Below are 16,109 nucleotides of genomic sequence, written 5' to 3' on the forward strand. Positions count from 1 at the left end.
TCCTTAGTACGAAGTCCAAGCGATGGTATTGGCGTCCGAGGAGCAGCTGGTCGCAGCTGCCACCGCAGTGATTTCGCCGGCAATTGCAGTGCCGCCATTGATCGCCGTCGTTGTCTGTTTGTCCTTGGCCATGTTCGAGGCAAGGGTGATGCAGGCATTTTTCGGAAGGTTGGATTCTGTGATGGTGAAGGTCATGCCGTTGCTCATTACGGTCACTGCGCCGTTCCAGCGGTTGGACAGGGCATTACCGTTGATGCTCATGCCGCCAGTTGCCTCGAGGTTGATCAAAGAAGGCGCCAAGTTGGTGCCTGCCGTGGCGTAGCCCGTGGTGCTTTTCAGTCGTTTGGTATTGCTCAGCAACGTGCCGAGATTGCTCTGTTCAATGGTGACGTCCGAGCTGCCGAACGTTCTGTAGCCCATGAACACGATGAAACCAAGTGCCACCGCGATCAGCATCAACCAGAACATCCCGTCCAGGGAGAGAAATCCGCGTTGGTTGTTTTGAGTGTTTGTTGGCATTTCCAGTACCTCATTTAGGTTTGATTTAAAGCGTTGCAGTCACATTGCCGGCCAACTGGAAGATCCCGACCACTACCAGAATCATCATGACCCCCATGGCCATGGAGGACATGCCGATAAGAGATTTGGCGATGGCTTCGACGCGCTGAAGCGTTTGCTCCAGCCACCGGTTGGAAAACCGTTCCATCGACTCAGCGAAGCCTTTGCGGGTGGCGAGCACTTCCAGAAAATGCATCGCCATGGGGTCTGGGAATTGATGACCCGCAAGCTTCAATGCGGTACCGAAGTTTTTGCCGGCGCTCACTCCGTAATGAATGGCGCTCAGGCGCTCTTTCAACCATGGAGAGGCATTGCGTTGAAGAGAGGTCAGCGCATCTAGTTGGTTGATGCCGGAGCGCAGCATCACAGCCATGTTGAGCAGAAAGATCGATCCGTGGAGCGCCTTGTAGACTGACCAAGGCGGGAGCCTCTCTGCTCGGACTCGCAGGACCTGGAGCAGCTTGTTCAACTGCAGCTTCCACGAAGGGCTGGCGGCCGTAATCTGAAGGCCGCAAAACACGGGTAGAGTGATGATCGATATGAGGATAAAGACGATTACAGCTATCAGCGTCACTAGCCCGTAGTGGGTCACGAAATTCGATAGGGCATAGAGGAAGGCCGGCACGCCGGTCCACGCCTCGGGGTTGGAGCGTCGTGTCATGGAGGGCACCATCCACACTGCAATCACATACAGCAACGCCGCCATGACGCTCCACACCATGGAGGGGAAAACGGTGGCGGACGCTACGAGTTTGCTGATCCGCTGACGTACTTCGATGATCCTCACGCAGTCCCGAAATGCCTGCACCAGGTTGCCGGTGTCTTCCCCGGAAGCGATCAAAGAGTTCTCGTCATAGGGAACCCAGCCTTCGCAGGAAATGCTCAGCGATTTCCCACCTTTTACCGATTGCGCGATATCCCTGCAGGCAAGGGACACTGGATGGAGCTTCTGCCCGTTATCGCTGAATGCTCTGGCCACCGTGTGCAGTGCGTCTTCAAGCGACACACCATCCTCAAGGATGCCCATCAGGCTCTCGTAGAACTGGATTCTTTCGTTTTTGCCAAACTGCTTGGCATAGAAGGTCTCTGCCCAACGATTCAGCATCGCTCTGACGTCACTCAGCATGAGCGAGCTCCAGGATTTGCCGGTCAAAGTCCAACGGCCCCACCGTCATTTCGGCGTGGCGGGGGTCTACTAATCCTTGTTTCAGTTTGATGATCGTGTGTGCGGTCTTGGTAATACCGCCCATTTCCTTGACCCAGTGGCGACGTGCCGCACTTGCACCCTGCCCATTGAAAACGCGCATGAATTCAAGGTCGGTGAGCAAAGTTTCCGCAACCACCGTGCGACCGGTGATGCCCAAGCCTTTGCAATGCGGGCATCCCGGTCCTTTGAGGTAGGTCTCATCAATCGCTTCCAAATCGCGCAAGTGCTGCACCAGCGCACTGTTGAGCTGCCCGAGATGCTCGCGTGCGGGGACGCGGCAGTGGGAACACAGCACGGGCAAGAGGGATTGATTGACCACGCTTGTCATCAGTGCAGGATCAGTAACCAGGTGTCGGTCTACACCCATGTCGATCAGTCGTTGAAGAGCTGCTACAGCGTTGTTGGTGTGCAGTGTCGTCAGCACCAGGTGACCAGTCATACCGCCGCGGAAAGCCGCTTGTGCTGATGCAAGGTCCCGGATCTCCCCATACATGAGAATGTCAGGGTCGAGTCGCATGGAATTGGTGATCCCGTCATTCCAGGTTTCACCGGCGCCCAGCGGTGACTGATTGGCGAGAAGTGGATATTCAGGTGGATCTTCCATCGTCAGAATGTGTTTTGTTCCACCGCACTCTTCGTGCAAGAGGTTCAGGTTTACCTGCAGCGACTTCGATTTGCCGGAACCGGTGGGTCCAGTGATCAGGTTCACCCCATAAGGCAAGCTGCGGATGCGGCTGAATGCATCAATTTGCTGCGTCAGGAAACCGAGATCACTAAGCGTCATTTTGGTTTTGTCGTCATACAGCAGACGCAAAACCATCAGAGGGCCATCTACGAGCGGCCGAGTGGCGACTCGGGCACCGAACAAACCGAGTTGGTCGACATAGGCGCGTTTTACCCTGGCGTCCTGGCTCACCTGCGGCTGGTAGTGGTCTTTCGCGACATCGCACATGCTGTTGTAGAGGGACGAGCAGAGCTCCATGCCCACCTGGCTCTGGTGCTGTTCTGCCTCCCACAAGAGCCCGTGGATGCGAAAGAAGATTCGAGTGATATCGTGACCTACGACAAAGTGGACGTCGCTGGCATTGCGCCGGTGGGCTTCTCCTAAAAGCTGCACCACCTGGGCCTGGCGCTTCGTCTCAGTCGCCGATAGTGCTTTACCATTTGCATCATCATTGGCGCGGTAGAGTGCCTTGATTGTGCTCATCGAGCAGACCTTGACCTCAAAGTGGTGATTTTCGTGTTCCAGCTGGTCCTCGAATGCCATGACATAGGCATCCGTTTGGTGTTGGGCTGACACATACAAAATCCCATCGCTGGTCAACGCACATAGTTGACGCAGCTCGGGTTTCAGCTCAAACGGTCCACCAGGGGCCGTCAGCAGTATTTGGTGCGACGTCAGTAGGACTGCAGCAGACTCATCACTGTCAGGCTCTATGACATCTGGTTTTTCAGTCAGGATCGTCATCGAACTTCTCAATCAACGTTGGCCAGGGATCAGCCCAGGCGGCATAGGTGCTGATGGGGTAATGCTGGGGGCTGAATTGTTAACGTTGCTCAAGCTGGCCGGGGGCGTACTGGAAAAGCCGAGGGGGTAGCGCTTACCGCCACGCTCGAGGGTCACGTTTTCGACGGAGAGGATGGCCATGCGATAGCCACCGGGTAACTCCCGAGATGAGGCATCTGCGTCTACTTCAAATCCGCTGCTGTAGAGCAGAGTCGCACGCAGCCGTTTTGCTGAGCCGAATACCGCTTTCACGACAGGCAAGTCAGACTGTGTATCACTGCTGTGCGCCGAGGCTGCAGCCGGCTGTGTGAGGTTTCCTTGAGAAAAAAACACAGTTGACGGCTGCGTCGTCGCACTTTGGTCTTCGCCCTTGATCGATCTTTCGGCCTTGGCCTTCTCGGCTTTGGCATTCAACAAGATCGTCTGGCTTTGAATCTGGGCCAGCTCGCCGACGTTCACCCCAGATAGGGTGTTCTCATCTGCCCAGCTCGATGGTGCCCCTAACGCAAGGATGGAGCACAAAAAGCACAGCGCTTTATTTCGCATATAGGTCACCTATTACTGACCAGACAAGGTGGCCGGTCTCATATTTGGTTGTGATTTCGCGCAGCCGTAAGCCCTGACTGGGTGCGCCGGATAATGAGTCCAGCGGCGTAATGCCAGTGGCATAGCTCAGCTCGAATTGCTTCCATTGAGGCGGTGGGGGCGGCGGTGGCGCAGGTTGGCCCGGTATCGCTGGTTGAATGGGCACAACGACCGGCACTTCTTTCAGCACTGGGGTTTGAGTGAAGCTGTGCAGCCAAGACGACAGGTTCGCCAACATCACGATGGCGTCTTTTAGAGGCTCATCACCGGCTGCGGGTAGAGAGATGTCGAATTTCAACGTGGCCGAGTTGCCCTCGTCAAAGAAGGCCGGCCGATCAGAAAAGTGGCCCTGCGTCGCCTGTATCAGTTTGTCGGCCGTGCTATTGCCCGAGCGCTTATAGGAGGACAAAACCTGTGCGCCGTCGCAGACGGCACTCGTGAACTGCCATCCCTGAATGGACAGAGGCAACTGATAAATGACGTTGCTGCAACCCTCCAGGAAATCTGCAACAGATGGACGTTTGGCCCAAGGGTGTTCAAGCGCTTGGGGCGTCTGTTCCATACCGGATTCTTTTTGCAGTCTGGCCAACTCTGCCAGGCGTTGCTGTTCAGCCTGGAAAGCCGCCTCTTTGGCTATCTGGTCCTGATGGTTCTGCCATTGAGCCCATCCGATGATGCCGGCAGCGATCAGCACGCCAAGAACCGCCAGCTGTACAAGTTCTGGTTTGGATAGCCCAAAGACGAGTGGCCGTAGCCGGTACTCGCGTTTTAGATGCGACGGCTGAAGCAGCTCTGCCACGTCCAGTGGTTGACCGCCCATATCGAACTCTGGGGGCAGGTACTCGTTGTCGAAGTTGATCCCACGACTGCGTTGTTGCGCGACTCGGCGGCGGACCTCAGCACCAGTGCCGATCATGTCGCAGCCAGAGATCACGCCACCTTGATACACAGCAACGAGGGCATATTAGTCAATCTCGCTTTCAGTTTTCCAGGCCGCGATCCATGAGTCCCCCAGCTGTCCAGCCAGGGTGGCCGCGAGCGAGTACATCCCTTTGATGACCTCCTCGCTGCGCGCTACAAAACCTGCCTGAATAATGGCTGGTGTTCTTCTAATGGCGACAATGTCGAGGTGGTGCTCACGACCGTACTGGCGCGCTTCCTTCATGTGCCCGGTGACACTACCCAGCGGATGCCAGCGCAGACCGGTGACAAATGATTTTCCACGATACTGGAGTACCTGGACTCGAGCAGAGCGTGCATTTTTTGAGGTTTCCGCAACCATGGCTTACCCCTTGGAACCTGTGCAATGCAGCAGTGGGGTAGGGCAAGAGCCCCAAGGCTCGTTGGCAGCAGGTGAAATCACCGCGCTGGGGCTGCCTGTGTCGCTATCAACAACAGGAGTAATCAGCACTACGAGTACGCTGTGCCCTGTGGTGCGGACACGGCTGCCGCCCAAACCGAAGAATCCAGGATCCCCTACGCCAGACTTGGTTGCGTTTTCGCTGTTCTCCTCAAAACCAGTCAGTACGAGGGTTTGACCGCTGCGCAATTTGACCTTGGGCGACAGATTCTTGGTGTCGTAATCCGCTGTCTGGACACTGGAGCCGTTGCTCGTAAAAGTGGTGAAGGTCGGTTTGCTACTCATGCTCAGGGTGATCATCAGCAACATGTTGTCCTGGTCGATGATTCGAGGGAGCAACATCATGTTGAAGCCGCTGGTGATAGTCGCGGGGGTGAGCGAAGTAGACGATCCAACGGAAGCCGTAGTGGTTGTCGAGCTTGATGCGACATAGCTCTTTACGTTGCCGATCTGGATGGGTGCCGGCTGCAGATTCAGCGTGGTGACCGACGGCGAGCGAACGTTCGAGATTCGGCCCTGTTCGGAAAGTGCTTTGATGATTAAGTTGGAGCCAGCCCAAGGAGACTTCGACGTGTCCAAAATACTCAACGAGCCCGACACCGCGCCCGTGCTTATGCCGGTGGTGGCATTCTTCAGCGAAAAGCCCCATTTGTTGCTCAAGGACGTATAGACAGCCGTCCAGTCCAGGCCGGTCTGGTCTGTGTCGGTGAGAGTTACCTCGAAAACTTTGACGTTGAACAACACCTGACGGGTGATACTGCTGTTGATCGAATTCAGGTATTTAGCAACGTTTGAGAGTACTTCTGGTCGATCACTTACCGTCAGGGTGCCAGTGGAACGCGAGAGGAACATCCGACCTTGGGGCTGTTGGCTCAGCATCGCCTTGACGTTTTTTTCAATGTCTCCGATCAGCGAGGTCTTGATGGTAACGGTGGTGCTCTGGTTGCTGCCTGATTCACCCGATGCACCTGTCGACGAAGATCCGCCGCCACCACCACCGGAACTGCTCCCGCTGCCTGTAGCGGTCAGCAAGCCCGACTTCACTGTGCTTTCAATGACCTGGTCATCACCAAATGCCCAGACGTCGAACGTCTTGGTGTCGAAGTAAGTGACATGCACGCTTCGATCATCGGAGGAATAATTCCACGCTAAGCCCAACTGGGAGGTCGCTTGATTCAACAACCCTGACAGCTTGCCGCTGTACTTAATGGGGAATGTGTTGGGTGCAGTCAGCCCAATCGAATTCATTGAGCGGGCGTTGCTCGGAACATTGCCGATGACGCCGGCGGGCATGAAGTTGGTCAGGTTGTCGGCAGAGCCCAAACCAGGTGGAACTGCAGGTCCTGAGTTGCCCTGCGTCGAACTGGAAAGGACACTTGGGTCGATTGCGTCAGGGGCTACGATGACCGGTACACCACATTCACTAGTGATGTACTGCGCGATCTCAGCGATCCCAACGTTATATGAGGGGCGATAGGTGATGTCGCAATCCATGGTCAGCGGTAAACCACGCTTGGCGACCAGCGGTTTTTTGGACACCCATGGTTTGTCGCTGAACACCACCGTAGCGCGCGCGGACTCTTGCTGCTGATTTCTCAGAAATCGGCTGTATTGAGAGGCTGTCGCAGCGTCATTTTCAGCTCGGCTGGCCGATTCATTCACACGCTGCAGCGAACAGGAACTCACCAGTGCGACGATAAGTGACAAGGCTGTGCTTTTGATCCAGAGACGAGCAGTCATCATTTGTTCCTCTCTGTAATAAAAATCAGCCGCTGTGAGGAGTTACTGTCGACCACATCGACCAGAAAGGACCGTGGAGCCGAGTCGTAGAGAGGGAAAATCGACCCAATGGCTTCTTGGAAACTGCCCTCAAATCGAAGTGGAGCGTCAATTGAGTAATCCAAATCATCGACCTGCCACATCAGTTTCCAGCCCGCTTTTTCAGCCCAGCCTTCGACGGTTTGACGAAGGGTTGAGCCAGTTGAAGCCGTCCATGTCTGGGCCAGCGGCTTCGGCGCTGCAATGTCCGTCGCAACCGGCTTTGGCGCTGCAGAAACTGCGGACGGCGCGGTGACCAGTTTCGGAGTTGAAGCGGCCTTGGCATCTGGGTTGCTGGACGAAGTCGAGGCCGGACTCTGAGTCGGCAAGGCAGACGTTTGTTTTGTAGAGCCATCCTTGGTAATCACCGTAGGAGGGGCCACGGTTTTGGCTGGTGCAGCGTTCGCCACAGGGGTAGCGGCTGATGCCGTTGTTGTGAAAGGCGCTGTTTGGGGAACGGCGGCGACTACTACTTGGCTGCCCGCATCATTGTTATTGCTCTTCGCTGCGATAGGCTGTGCAGCTGTCGATGTGTTGAGTTGAGCAATCTGAGTTGATGCAGGACGTGGAGAGTCCGGGAGCTGGTAGCCAGGGCGCAGGACGTAGCACACCTGACGGTTGACCTCGTCGACCTTCACCTGCCAGGCCGGACCTGCGAGCACCTGCAGGGTGTTACGCAGGGTCATAGGGCCAAGTTTATATTGGGCTGCTGGGAGTGGTCGGGTGTAAAGGATGTTGACGTGGCCAGAGTCTGCCGAGCAAAGCGTATAACCTGAACGGTCCACCACGTACTGCATGGCCTCATGCACATTTGGGTGCATGTTGGCTGGAATGCTGATGTCGATAATCTGAGCCATCAGGTCACGTTGGCCAGAATCTGGCAGCGTGCTGACGAGGGTGTAGCGGCCATAGCGCACTACTGGTTCTTTTTCAGGAACGGCGCCGCCAGGATAGAGGTCTGGCGTCAACATGTCCGGATTGCGACTGCTGTCGAAAGCGGGCTTGGGTGTCTGCGCCGTTTGGGTCGTGCAACTGGCGATTAACGCTAGAAGCGAGAGCGTGGTGACGTGCCTGATCATGTGCCGAGAGGCCCCCTGTAATGATAGGGGAACGGTGACAGGCTGGTACCAGCTGCGCAGTAGGAAATAGAAAACTACGTCTATAGGTATTTATAGGCTATACAAAGATGACGCGACCGAGGTGGAAAATTACCTAGTATCTGATCACCCATTTCCATTCACGCTGAGCATTCATTTGCATTCACGCTGACCACTCAATTGCATTCGACCTGACCAGCTATCCTGCCATTACGCCTAGAGTAATGAATCCAAAATCGCGTTCAGCGAACATCCATTCGAACATCAAATCTCCGTCCGCGTGCTGAGGCGATTGTTAATCCCTCCTGGTCGTTACCCTGTGGTCGACCGGTGAGCATTGATCCCCATCGTTAACTCCCGCCACAGGCATTTGTGCAAGCAGGCTGAACGTGGTTAAATCTGCATATTCGATTATCCACATATGCAGAGCGATTGCTTATGAGCCTTACACCACACACATTCTTCAAGTGCTTGGGTGATGAAACTCGCGCCCGGATCATGCTCATGCTTTCGGCTGAGGGTGAGTTGTGCGTGTGCGAGTTAATCTGGGCACTGGACGATAACCAGTCGAAGGTCTCCAGGCATCTTGCCCAACTGCGTGCTTGCGGGTTACTCGCAGATCGGAGGCAGGGTCAGTGGGTTTACTACCGGCTGCATCCCGAGCTTGAACAGTGGGCACTGGATGTTCTGAACGTCACTACGCAGGCACACCAGTCCTGGGTTAACGACCATCAAGGACGGCTGGCTTCCATGGAAGACAGACCCGTGCGCCAAGCCTCCTGCTGCTGACATCCTGATCTGGAACATACTCATGCTCATCGCAGCATCGATTTTCGTAGTTACGCTCGTCTTTGTTATCTGGCAACCCAAGGGGTTAGGTGTCGGCTGGAGCGCGGCAGCGGGTGCCGTTCTGGCACTACTGACTGGCGCCGTAAGTCTAGGGGATGTGCCGGTTGTGTGGCACATCGTCTGGAACGCTACCGCGACCTTCATTGCTGTGATCATCATCAGTTTGTTGCTCGATGAAGCGGGATTCTTCAAATGGGCGGCGCTTCATGTCGCTCGCTGGGGTCGGGGCAAAGGCGGACGTCTGTTTGCGCTGATGATCCTGCTCGGTGCAGCCGTTTCGGCACTGTTCGCCAATGATGGAGCCGCACTGATTCTGACCCCAATCGTCATCGCGATGCTGACGGCGCTTCGCTTCAGCCCGGCATCCACCTTGGCATTCGTGATGGCCGCAGGCTTCATCGCTGATACCGCCAGTCTGCCGATGGTGGTGTCCAACCTGGTGAACATCGTTTCGGCAGACTTTTTTGGCGTGGGTTTCGGTGAATACGCTTCTGTCATGTGGCCAGTGAACCTAGTGGCCGTGGCCGCGACACTGTTCATGCTCTGGATGTTCTATCGCAAGGACATTCCCGCCCAGTACGACGCGGATCAGCTTGAGGCCCCGGAGTCGGTGATTCGAGATCGGGCGACCTTCATTGCTGGCTGGTGGGTACTTGGCCTGCTGCTGGTTGGTCTGTTCGCACTGGAGCCGTTAGGTATCCCCATCAGCGCTGTTGCTGCTGCGTGTGCAATGATCCTGCTGGTCATCGCAGGTAAAGGCCAAATCATCTCCACGAGAAGGGTCATCAAGGACGCGCCCTGGCAAATTGTCGTGTTTTCGCTGGGCATGTATCTGGTGGTCTATGGCCTGCGTAATGCTGGCCTAACCGACTCGCTCTCGGGGCTGCTGAACATATTTGCCGAGCATGGCCTATGGGCCGCTACCTTGGGCACCGGTATCACCGCTGCGCTGTTGTCCTCGATCATGAACAACATGCCGAGTGTGCTTATCGGCGCTCTGTCCATTCAGGGCAGCGACGCTACAGGACTGGTACGTGAGGCCATGATCTACGCCAACGTCATCGGTTGCGATCTTGGCCCCAAGATCACGCCCATCGGAAGCCTGGCCACGTTGCTGTGGCTGCATGTGCTAGCGCAGAAAAATATCCGCATCACCTGGGGTTACTACTTCAAAGTCGGCAGCATCCTCACCCTCCCTATCTTGCTGGTAACGCTGGTGGCACTGGCGTCGCGGCTGAGCATCCCTGTCTAGGAGAAACCCATGAAAGTGCTATTTATGTGTACGGCAAACAGCTGCCGGAGCGTTCTCTCGGAGGGGTTGTTCAACCACCTGGCCCCGAGCGGTTTTAACGCCGTCAGTTCGGGCAGCTTCCCAAGCGGACAACTGAATCCACGCGCCGTGAGTACGTTGCAAGCGCTTGGTATCGACACCACAGATCTCTACAGCAAAGGCTCAGAGGTGTTTTCGGACTCACCACCGGATGTGGTGATCACCGTGTGTGATAAGGCTGGAGGCGAACCCTGCCCGGTCTATTTCGGGCCTGCTGTCAAAAGCCACTGGGGCCTCGCCGACCCTTCCGATGTAGAAGGCACAGACAGCGACATCCAAGCCGCATTTGACGCGACCGTCGTCCAGATTAAAAAGCGTTTCGAGGCATTCTTCAGCTTGGATCATTCGGCGCTCACACCGCAGGAACTGAAGCGCGAGCTAGATCAAATAGGTGAACTGTAATGGACGAATTTTCCTCGGAAAGCAGCCTGGATCTACCTAATCTGGATCAGTCGCTAATCGACTTCGTCACACTGGATCGCCTGCAAGGCAACGAGCAACCGACTCACAAACCACGCATCTTGTTGCTGTATGGCTCAACCCGTGAGCGCTCTTTCAGCAGGCTGCTGACCCAAGAGGCCGCGCGCATCCTGACCCTAATGGGAGCCGAGACCGTCATCTTTGATCCCTCGGGTCTGCCTCTCCCTGATGACGCTCCGGAAGACCATCCAAAGGTTAAAGAGCTGCGGGATCTGGTTCTGTGGTCAGAGGGACAGGTGTGGTGTTCGCCAGAGCGTCACGGTGCAATGTCTGCTGTATTCAAAGCCCAAATAGACTGGATACCTCTCACGTTGGGCGCTGTCCGCCCCAGCCAGGGCAAGACGTTGGCCGTCATGCAGGTCTGCGGTGGATCACAGTCCTTCAACACGGTAAACCAGCTTAGGATCCTCGGGCGCTGGATGCGGATGATCACCATCCCAAACCAGTCGTCAGTACCCAAAGCCTTTCTGGAGTTCGACGACGCAGGGCGTATGAAGCCATCCGCCTACTACGACCGTGTTGTGGACGTGATGGAGGAACTGATGAAGTTCACGCTGATGGTTCGGGGCCGGGAAACGTATTTGGTAGACCGCTATTCGGAGCGCAAGGAAAGCGCCGAAGCACTCTCGAAACGAGTCAATCAAAGATCGATTTGAGCGACCAAGGGGATAGAGGATGAGCAACACCACAGTAAGGATTGCGCAGATTTCGGACGCTCAAGCCATCCAGGCAATTTACGCACCGATGGTTGAGCATACGGCGATTTCGTTTGAGCTTGAGCCGCCCACAGTCGAAGAGATGGCCAAGCGGATTGGGTCGACTTTGCCGACTTACCCGTATCTGGTAGCGGAGCGAGACGGCCAGCTCATCGGCTATGCATATGCCAGTCAGCACCGGGCTCGTGAGGCCTATCGCTGGTCGGTCGACGTCACCGTTTATATATCGCCAGAAGCGCACCGTAGCGGGGTCGGCCGGGCACTGTATGGCGTGTTGCTGCCGACATTGAAAAGGCAAGGGTTTCACGCAGCCTTTGCCGGGATCGCGCTGCCAAACGATGGCAGCGTGGGGCTGCATGAAGCACTAGGCTTCGCTCACATCGGTACGTATCCAGAAGTAGGATTCAAGCATGGCGCTTGGCATGATGTTGGATATTGGCGTATCGCGCTGGATTCAACGAGTCCGCCAAAACTGTCCGTGCCTTTCAGTGAGATCAGTCTCTTCTGAATGGGTCTCGACGGCCATTATGAGCGATGGGAAGATTCTAATACGTAACAAAGTCAATTATGTTCGACTCCTCGAAATGAATACGAGCAAAGTGGGTAAAATCGAAATAGATTTGCCACTTTCGGAAGTTTGCAGATATCGAACGAAACTATTGTTGCCGATGGGGAGGCCTATTAGATTCCAGAAAACAAAAGTAATGGTTCCAAGTACGTTTACAAGGTCTCAGCCACTAAGAAGCAGTGATATACCGCAGATCTACAAATTGGTCGCCAATGCTTGTCTCGCGTTGCCGGCCGCGTCGGGCTCAATGAGGTCACTTGCCAACTGACGCTTATCCTGCAGCATTTGCCAAAGCATCTGGTCGATTGTGTTTTCCACCAGCGGGATTTTCACCACGACCATGCGCAATTGCCCATTGCGGTAGGCCCTGTCCTCAGCCTGGTCCTGCAGTCCAGGCGTCCAGGGGAGGCCCAGGAACATCACATAGTTGGCCGCAGTGAGGTTGTTGCCGGTGCCGGCAGCGGAGGTAGTGGCGGCAAAGACGCGGGTTTCTGGATCACTTTGGAATTGATCGATCGCCTTCTGCCGTTTGCCTACAGAGTCACTGCCGACAACCGTGACGCACCCGTACTCAGCTTGCTTGCACCGAGTGCGAAGTGTTCCTACCGTATCCTTGAACTCACAGAACAAGATTACTTTGTCCTCCGCGTCCAGTTCGCACAGCAGATCCATTACGACACGAATCTTTACCTGCTCAAGCAACTGACGCAGTGATCCCAACCTGGCGAGGCTAGGCCTGTCTTCGAGCCGAATTTGATCGTATTGCTTGCGCTCTTCAGCAGTGAGTTCGATGGGTAAAGTTTGGCGCTGTTTGCCCTTGAGACCGGGCAAGACATCCTTGCGTCGACGGAGCATCCAATCGCCGATTGCGCCCCGCAGATTCATGCGGAAATCCTGACTGCCGGCGAACTGTTCGCAGAATTCTTTCAAGGGCAGTTTCCCAACGGGGTGGCCGGATAGCCGTAGCAGCGTGTGCAGCTCAGATTCTCGGTTGAGGACTGGCGTACCCGTCAGCAGGTAACGGTTGGGTATCTTGGCGGCAATGTCGAAGCCGTGACGTGTCCACGCGGCGGTCGGCTCTTTCAGGCGGTGCGCCTCGTCGATGATCATCACTTCAAAGTGTCCTGCATGCAGAACAAAATCGCCAAGGCGTTCGTAGTTGGTGATAATCCATTGCGAAGAGGGATCAAAGACCTGTTGGCCGATAGTGGCCTTGGGATACACCATCTGGATTTCGCGTTGCCAGTTGATGATCAACGTCGACAGGGTGATAACCAAGATGGGTCTATTAGCTGCTCGGATTGCAGCGGCAATGATTGCTTGGCGAGTTTTACCAAGCCCCATGTCATCCGCAAGCAAGGCGCTTGTGCGCTGTAGCAAGTGCCGGATGCCTGCCGGTTGATGGTCCAGTAAAGAATAACCAGCCAATGCCTGGTTAATCTGTTCGGTAGTGGACCCGGTGCGCTCGATTGAGGGCACCGCGGCTAAATACACATCGGTTGAGGTGCTATCGTCAGCCGCTTTTGCTGCGCGCTCTTGTGGCGGTCCACCAAGACTGATGCGGGTGATTTCATCAGCTGGAACAACGGATCCGTCGGTCAGCAGCTCTTGCACGGTGTCGAGGATTTCGAACTGATCCTCCGACAATCCAAGCTCCAGGATCAAGTTGCTTCGCACCACTTCCGCACCAGCGTCAATGCGCCAGGACTTGGAATGCCCGAGAAACACGCCGTGCATGCGCCTTGAAACGGCGACCGCGCCAGGATGGTAGTCACCTGACAGCAGGATCCCGCCCTGAACGAGTGGAGCTATCCGAAAGGTCAGCCCCCACGTGAATGCCTGCCGATCTGGGTCGTTTTGTGCGGCTGTGATTTTATGTGAAAACGTCTCCCAACTTTCATTGAAACGGTCCTCGGACAACTCCATCAAACGGTGGAAGAGCACATCCAGGTCATCCAGCAACTTGCCTTTTGGTAATCGCCAATAGCGATGTTGAGGATGCTCGGCACGCCGAATATAGAAACCATTACGTTCGAGAAACAGCCGGTTCGCACCCTCAACGTATTGCATTAAGACCCCGAAGTCATAGCCGTCAAAAATGACTTTTTCGACCAGGTCCTGCCGGCGGTTCATCAGACGTGGACGACTCATGTCCTGCTCAATCGTTGGTTGATCCATTCCGCACAGGCCTGGGCATGCATTTTTTTCCGGTTTCGATTTGTATAGCGCGACATGGATAGTGTTTGGTCGGGCCATTCCAGGTTAATGGCGAGCTCACCCGATTTGATCTTTGCCCAAAACCATTGATAGGCCCGGTCAACCCTGGAGCCCGACTTAGGTGTGCGATTGCGGAGCCCTCTCAGTTGTATCGTCACCAGGTGTTTGGGAGTCAATTTTGCTAACGTTTCGCCCCAGGCACTTTCATCCATTTGGATTTCTGCAGAGGCCAACGATTTCCCGTTTTCGCGAACCGAAAAAAGACGGCAGATGCCCCGATAAGCACTGTAGTCGTAACCATCAATGCAATGGCCCAGCGCTCGATGTTCCGCATCAAGATCGGCGGGGCACTTCAGTTCGATAATTTGCAGCCCATTTGGACTCACGAGGGGTGTGCTGGTTGAATAAAGCAGCGGCTTCCAGGGCGTTAAAGAGTCTGTTCTTGTTTGTGGATCTACTGCATCTAAAGCCTCACGGATGTCTATCAACGCGAGGTGAAAGCCATTCACCAAGCTGGCGATCTGGTGATAGGAAGCAGTAGCAATGAAGCTTTTGAGTTTCTGCAGTGCTTCACCAGAAGCTGGTCCGTCGCTCTCATCAACGTTGTTAAAGAGCTCGTTCAGGTCTCGAAAGTCGTCGGCGATTTTGGACCAATTGTCGTCCGACCAATCAGTTGGACACCCTGACAGCAGCCTGTTCCAGTCCTGCGTTTGATCCAGCAGTTGATACGGGATTTTATCCAGCAGCGCGAAGAGAGTGATCCAGTGCGCTTTTTTAAGAGGACGGCGATTGCCCAGTGAGGCTCCCAGCAGCAGTCGATGCCAGGGTCCTTGTGGCCCCTCGCGGCTGATACGGGTCAATGCACTGCCGGTATCGAATACCCGCTGTTGACCCAGGTAGCGCACTGCAGCGCGCGGCGCCTGTAGCAGCCAAGCCAGTGTGTCGGAAAGGGGGAGGCCCGCGTCGGCTATGCGACCTACCAGGCACTCTTCAGCGGAAATCAAATAACGGTCCTCACTCCAGTATGGGCGCCACGCCTGAAGTTCATCCCATGGGCAGTTCATGTATACCTGCTGCTGCCCATCCCACGGCCACGGCCATTGATCTGCTAGTACCAGAAGTGGAATCAGTACTGGCTGGGCTTTTAGGGCCTGAAGGCGGCGTTTTCGGTCACCTTGAGCCAGCCAGTTATAGAGCTTGGGTGAGGGACATTGCGCTGAACGAATGGCGAATAAAAGCTCTTGGTCCAGACACTGGCAAAACTGCTTCAGCGTGCTGCCAATCTGCTTCAGGTAAAATCGGGTGCGGGGATTGAAGTACCGATTGTTGCTCGCCGTCCAATCGAAGCCGCGGCGATTAAAGCTTCCTAGATCTTCAATCGAAAGGGCTTTCGCCCTCTCTCCAGCAGACTTGCAGAAGGAGGTCAGTAGGACGTCTGCATACCAGCGTTTTTCAAACCTGAGCAGTAGCTGCTGGGCCACCATTGCGGTGGGTTTTCTCTTATGCACGCGGTCCTTGCTGAAGATTTTGCAGGCCTTAACCTGATGACCATCGAAGTACTGGAGGTGATCGCCGATTCTGGCCAGGAGCCGCCGTGTTTGATCATCTGTAGAGGGCAGGGCTACGCACCAGCAACGAGTATGGACAGTGGAACTCAGATAGGTATCGATGAAGGAGGTCAGCTGGGAGGGCGGTACGTTAAATTGTAAAGCCCAGGTCTGGGCGACTTCAATTTGCCGGTCTGAGAACTTCTCCAGCTTCGGCGCTAAGATGCGCAGCCCCACCACCGATTGTCTCTTCTGTACGCTCACCCATGA

At 55.3% G+C, this 16,109-nt stretch carries 13 protein-coding genes and 1 pseudogene; 5 read left to right on the plus strand and 9 right to left on the minus strand.

Going from position 1 to position 16,109, the window contains the following annotated elements; translation table 11 throughout:
- Positions 1-3: 3 nt before the first annotated feature.
- From RHM69_RS25550 to RHM69_RS25580, 7 genes and pseudogenes are all read right to left on the minus strand, one after another.
- Positions 4-456 carry a type 4 pilus major pilin gene (locus tag RHM69_RS25550; protein WP_171902656.1) on the minus strand — a complete coding sequence of 151 codons (453 nt, stop codon included), beginning with the start codon at positions 454-456 and terminating at the stop codon, positions 4-6.
- Between the two features lie 88 nt (positions 457-544).
- Positions 545-1,684, minus strand: a complete 1,140-nt coding sequence (locus tag RHM69_RS25555) for a type II secretion system F family protein (RefSeq protein WP_019818094.1) — start codon at positions 1,682-1,684, stop codon at positions 545-547.
- A complete protein-coding gene (locus RHM69_RS25560) occupies positions 1,674-3,233 on the minus strand; it encodes a GspE/PulE family protein (RefSeq protein WP_019818093.1) in 1,560 nt (519 codons plus the stop codon). The genes RHM69_RS25555 and RHM69_RS25560 overlap by 11 nt, the downstream gene beginning before the upstream one ends.
- Before the next feature lie 12 nt (positions 3,234-3,245).
- On the minus strand, positions 3,246-3,818 hold the full coding sequence (gene pilP / locus RHM69_RS25565; protein WP_008437355.1) for a type IV pilus biogenesis protein PilP: 573 nt from the start codon (positions 3,816-3,818) through the stop codon (positions 3,246-3,248).
- Positions 3,808-5,139 (minus strand): annotated as a pseudogene (gene pilO2 / locus RHM69_RS25570) (type 4b pilus protein PilO2). Before pilO2 ends, pilP begins: the two are co-directional and overlap by 11 nt.
- 3 nt (positions 5,140-5,142) lie before the next feature.
- On the minus strand, positions 5,143-6,957 hold the full coding sequence (locus tag RHM69_RS25575) for a PilN family type IVB pilus formation outer membrane protein (RefSeq protein ID WP_019818091.1): 1,815 nt from the start codon (positions 6,955-6,957) through the stop codon (positions 5,143-5,145).
- Positions 6,957-8,114: a TcpQ domain-containing protein gene (locus RHM69_RS25580; protein WP_019818090.1), complete on the minus strand. Its 1,158-nt coding sequence runs from the start codon at positions 8,112-8,114 to the stop codon at positions 6,957-6,959. Before RHM69_RS25580 ends, RHM69_RS25575 begins: the two co-directional genes overlap by 1 nt.
- A gap of 456 nt (positions 8,115-8,570) precedes the next feature.
- Between RHM69_RS25580 and RHM69_RS25585 the strand changes: the two genes are divergently transcribed.
- From RHM69_RS25585 to RHM69_RS25605, 5 genes are read left to right on the plus strand one after another with little or no spacing between them, the layout of a single operon-like run.
- Positions 8,571-8,921: a metalloregulator ArsR/SmtB family transcription factor gene (locus tag RHM69_RS25585; RefSeq protein ID WP_008437351.1), complete on the plus strand. Its 351-nt coding sequence runs from the start codon at positions 8,571-8,573 to the stop codon at positions 8,919-8,921.
- A 22-nt stretch (positions 8,922-8,943) separates the two neighbouring features.
- On the plus strand, positions 8,944-10,233 hold the full coding sequence (locus RHM69_RS25590; protein ID WP_008437350.1) for an arsenic transporter: 1,290 nt from the start codon (positions 8,944-8,946) through the stop codon (positions 10,231-10,233).
- Positions 10,234-10,242: 9 nt separating this feature from the next.
- Positions 10,243-10,713, plus strand: coding sequence for an arsenate reductase ArsC (locus RHM69_RS25595; protein WP_008437349.1), 471 nt, complete (start codon positions 10,243-10,245; stop codon positions 10,711-10,713).
- The gene (gene arsH, locus RHM69_RS25600; protein ID WP_008437348.1) at positions 10,713-11,447 is read left to right on the plus strand and encodes an arsenical resistance protein ArsH; all 735 of its coding nucleotides are present in this window, start codon (positions 10,713-10,715) and stop codon (positions 11,445-11,447) included. The genes RHM69_RS25595 and arsH overlap by 1 nt, the downstream gene beginning before the upstream one ends.
- A gap of 19 nt (positions 11,448-11,466) precedes the next feature.
- Positions 11,467-12,015 (plus strand): arsinothricin resistance N-acetyltransferase ArsN1 family B, encoded by a 549-nt coding sequence (locus tag RHM69_RS25605; protein WP_008437347.1) that lies wholly within the window; start codon positions 11,467-11,469, stop codon positions 12,013-12,015.
- 255 nt (positions 12,016-12,270) lie between these two features.
- On the opposite strand, the gene RHM69_RS25610 is transcribed toward RHM69_RS25605, so the two are convergent.
- Together RHM69_RS25610 and RHM69_RS25615 are read right to left on the minus strand one after the other, a co-directional pair.
- The gene (locus RHM69_RS25610; RefSeq protein WP_024073377.1) at positions 12,271-14,226 is read right to left on the minus strand and encodes a DEAD/DEAH box helicase; all 1,956 of its coding nucleotides are present in this window, start codon (positions 14,224-14,226) and stop codon (positions 12,271-12,273) included.
- The gene (locus tag RHM69_RS25615) at positions 14,223-16,103 is read right to left on the minus strand and encodes a hypothetical protein (RefSeq protein ID WP_019818088.1); all 1,881 of its coding nucleotides are present in this window, start codon (positions 16,101-16,103) and stop codon (positions 14,223-14,225) included. Before RHM69_RS25615 ends, RHM69_RS25610 begins: the two co-directional genes overlap by 4 nt.
- Positions 16,104-16,109 lie beyond the last annotated feature (6 nt).

It is taken from the genome of Pseudomonas sp. CCI1.1, assembly GCF_034348165.1.
Taxonomy (GTDB): Bacteria; Pseudomonadota; Gammaproteobacteria; order Pseudomonadales; family Pseudomonadaceae; genus Aquipseudomonas; species Aquipseudomonas paracarnis.

What these genes read in the sequence shown, in the direction of transcription:
- pilP (WP_008437355.1), bottom strand. Translation starts at nt 3,818, where the DNA reads ATGCGAAATAAAGCGCTGTGCTTTTTGTGCTCCATCCTTGCGTTAGGG.
- RHM69_RS25605 (WP_008437347.1), top strand. Translation starts at nt 11,467, where the DNA reads ATGAGCAACACCACAGTAAGGATTGCGCAGATTTCGGACGCTCAAGCC.
- RHM69_RS25560 (WP_019818093.1), bottom strand. Translation starts at nt 3,233, where the DNA reads ATGACGATCCTGACTGAAAAACCAGATGTCATAGAGCCTGACAGTGAT.
- arsH (WP_008437348.1), top strand. Translation starts at nt 10,713, where the DNA reads ATGGACGAATTTTCCTCGGAAAGCAGCCTGGATCTACCTAATCTGGAT.
- RHM69_RS25580 (WP_019818090.1), bottom strand. Translation starts at nt 8,114, where the DNA reads ATGATCAGGCACGTCACCACGCTCTCGCTTCTAGCGTTAATCGCCAGT.
- RHM69_RS25610 (WP_024073377.1), bottom strand. Translation starts at nt 14,226, where the DNA reads ATGAGTCGTCCACGTCTGATGAACCGCCGGCAGGACCTGGTCGAAAAA.
- RHM69_RS25550 (WP_171902656.1), bottom strand. Translation starts at nt 456, where the DNA reads ATGCTGATCGCGGTGGCACTTGGTTTCATCGTGTTCATGGGCTACAGA.
- RHM69_RS25575 (WP_019818091.1), bottom strand. Translation starts at nt 6,957, where the DNA reads ATGACTGCTCGTCTCTGGATCAAAAGCACAGCCTTGTCACTTATCGTC.
- RHM69_RS25590 (WP_008437350.1), top strand. Translation starts at nt 8,944, where the DNA reads ATGCTCATCGCAGCATCGATTTTCGTAGTTACGCTCGTCTTTGTTATC.
- RHM69_RS25555 (WP_019818094.1), bottom strand. Translation starts at nt 1,684, where the DNA reads ATGCTGAGTGACGTCAGAGCGATGCTGAATCGTTGGGCAGAGACCTTC.
- RHM69_RS25595 (WP_008437349.1), top strand. Translation starts at nt 10,243, where the DNA reads ATGAAAGTGCTATTTATGTGTACGGCAAACAGCTGCCGGAGCGTTCTC.
- RHM69_RS25585 (WP_008437351.1), top strand. Translation starts at nt 8,571, where the DNA reads ATGAGCCTTACACCACACACATTCTTCAAGTGCTTGGGTGATGAAACT.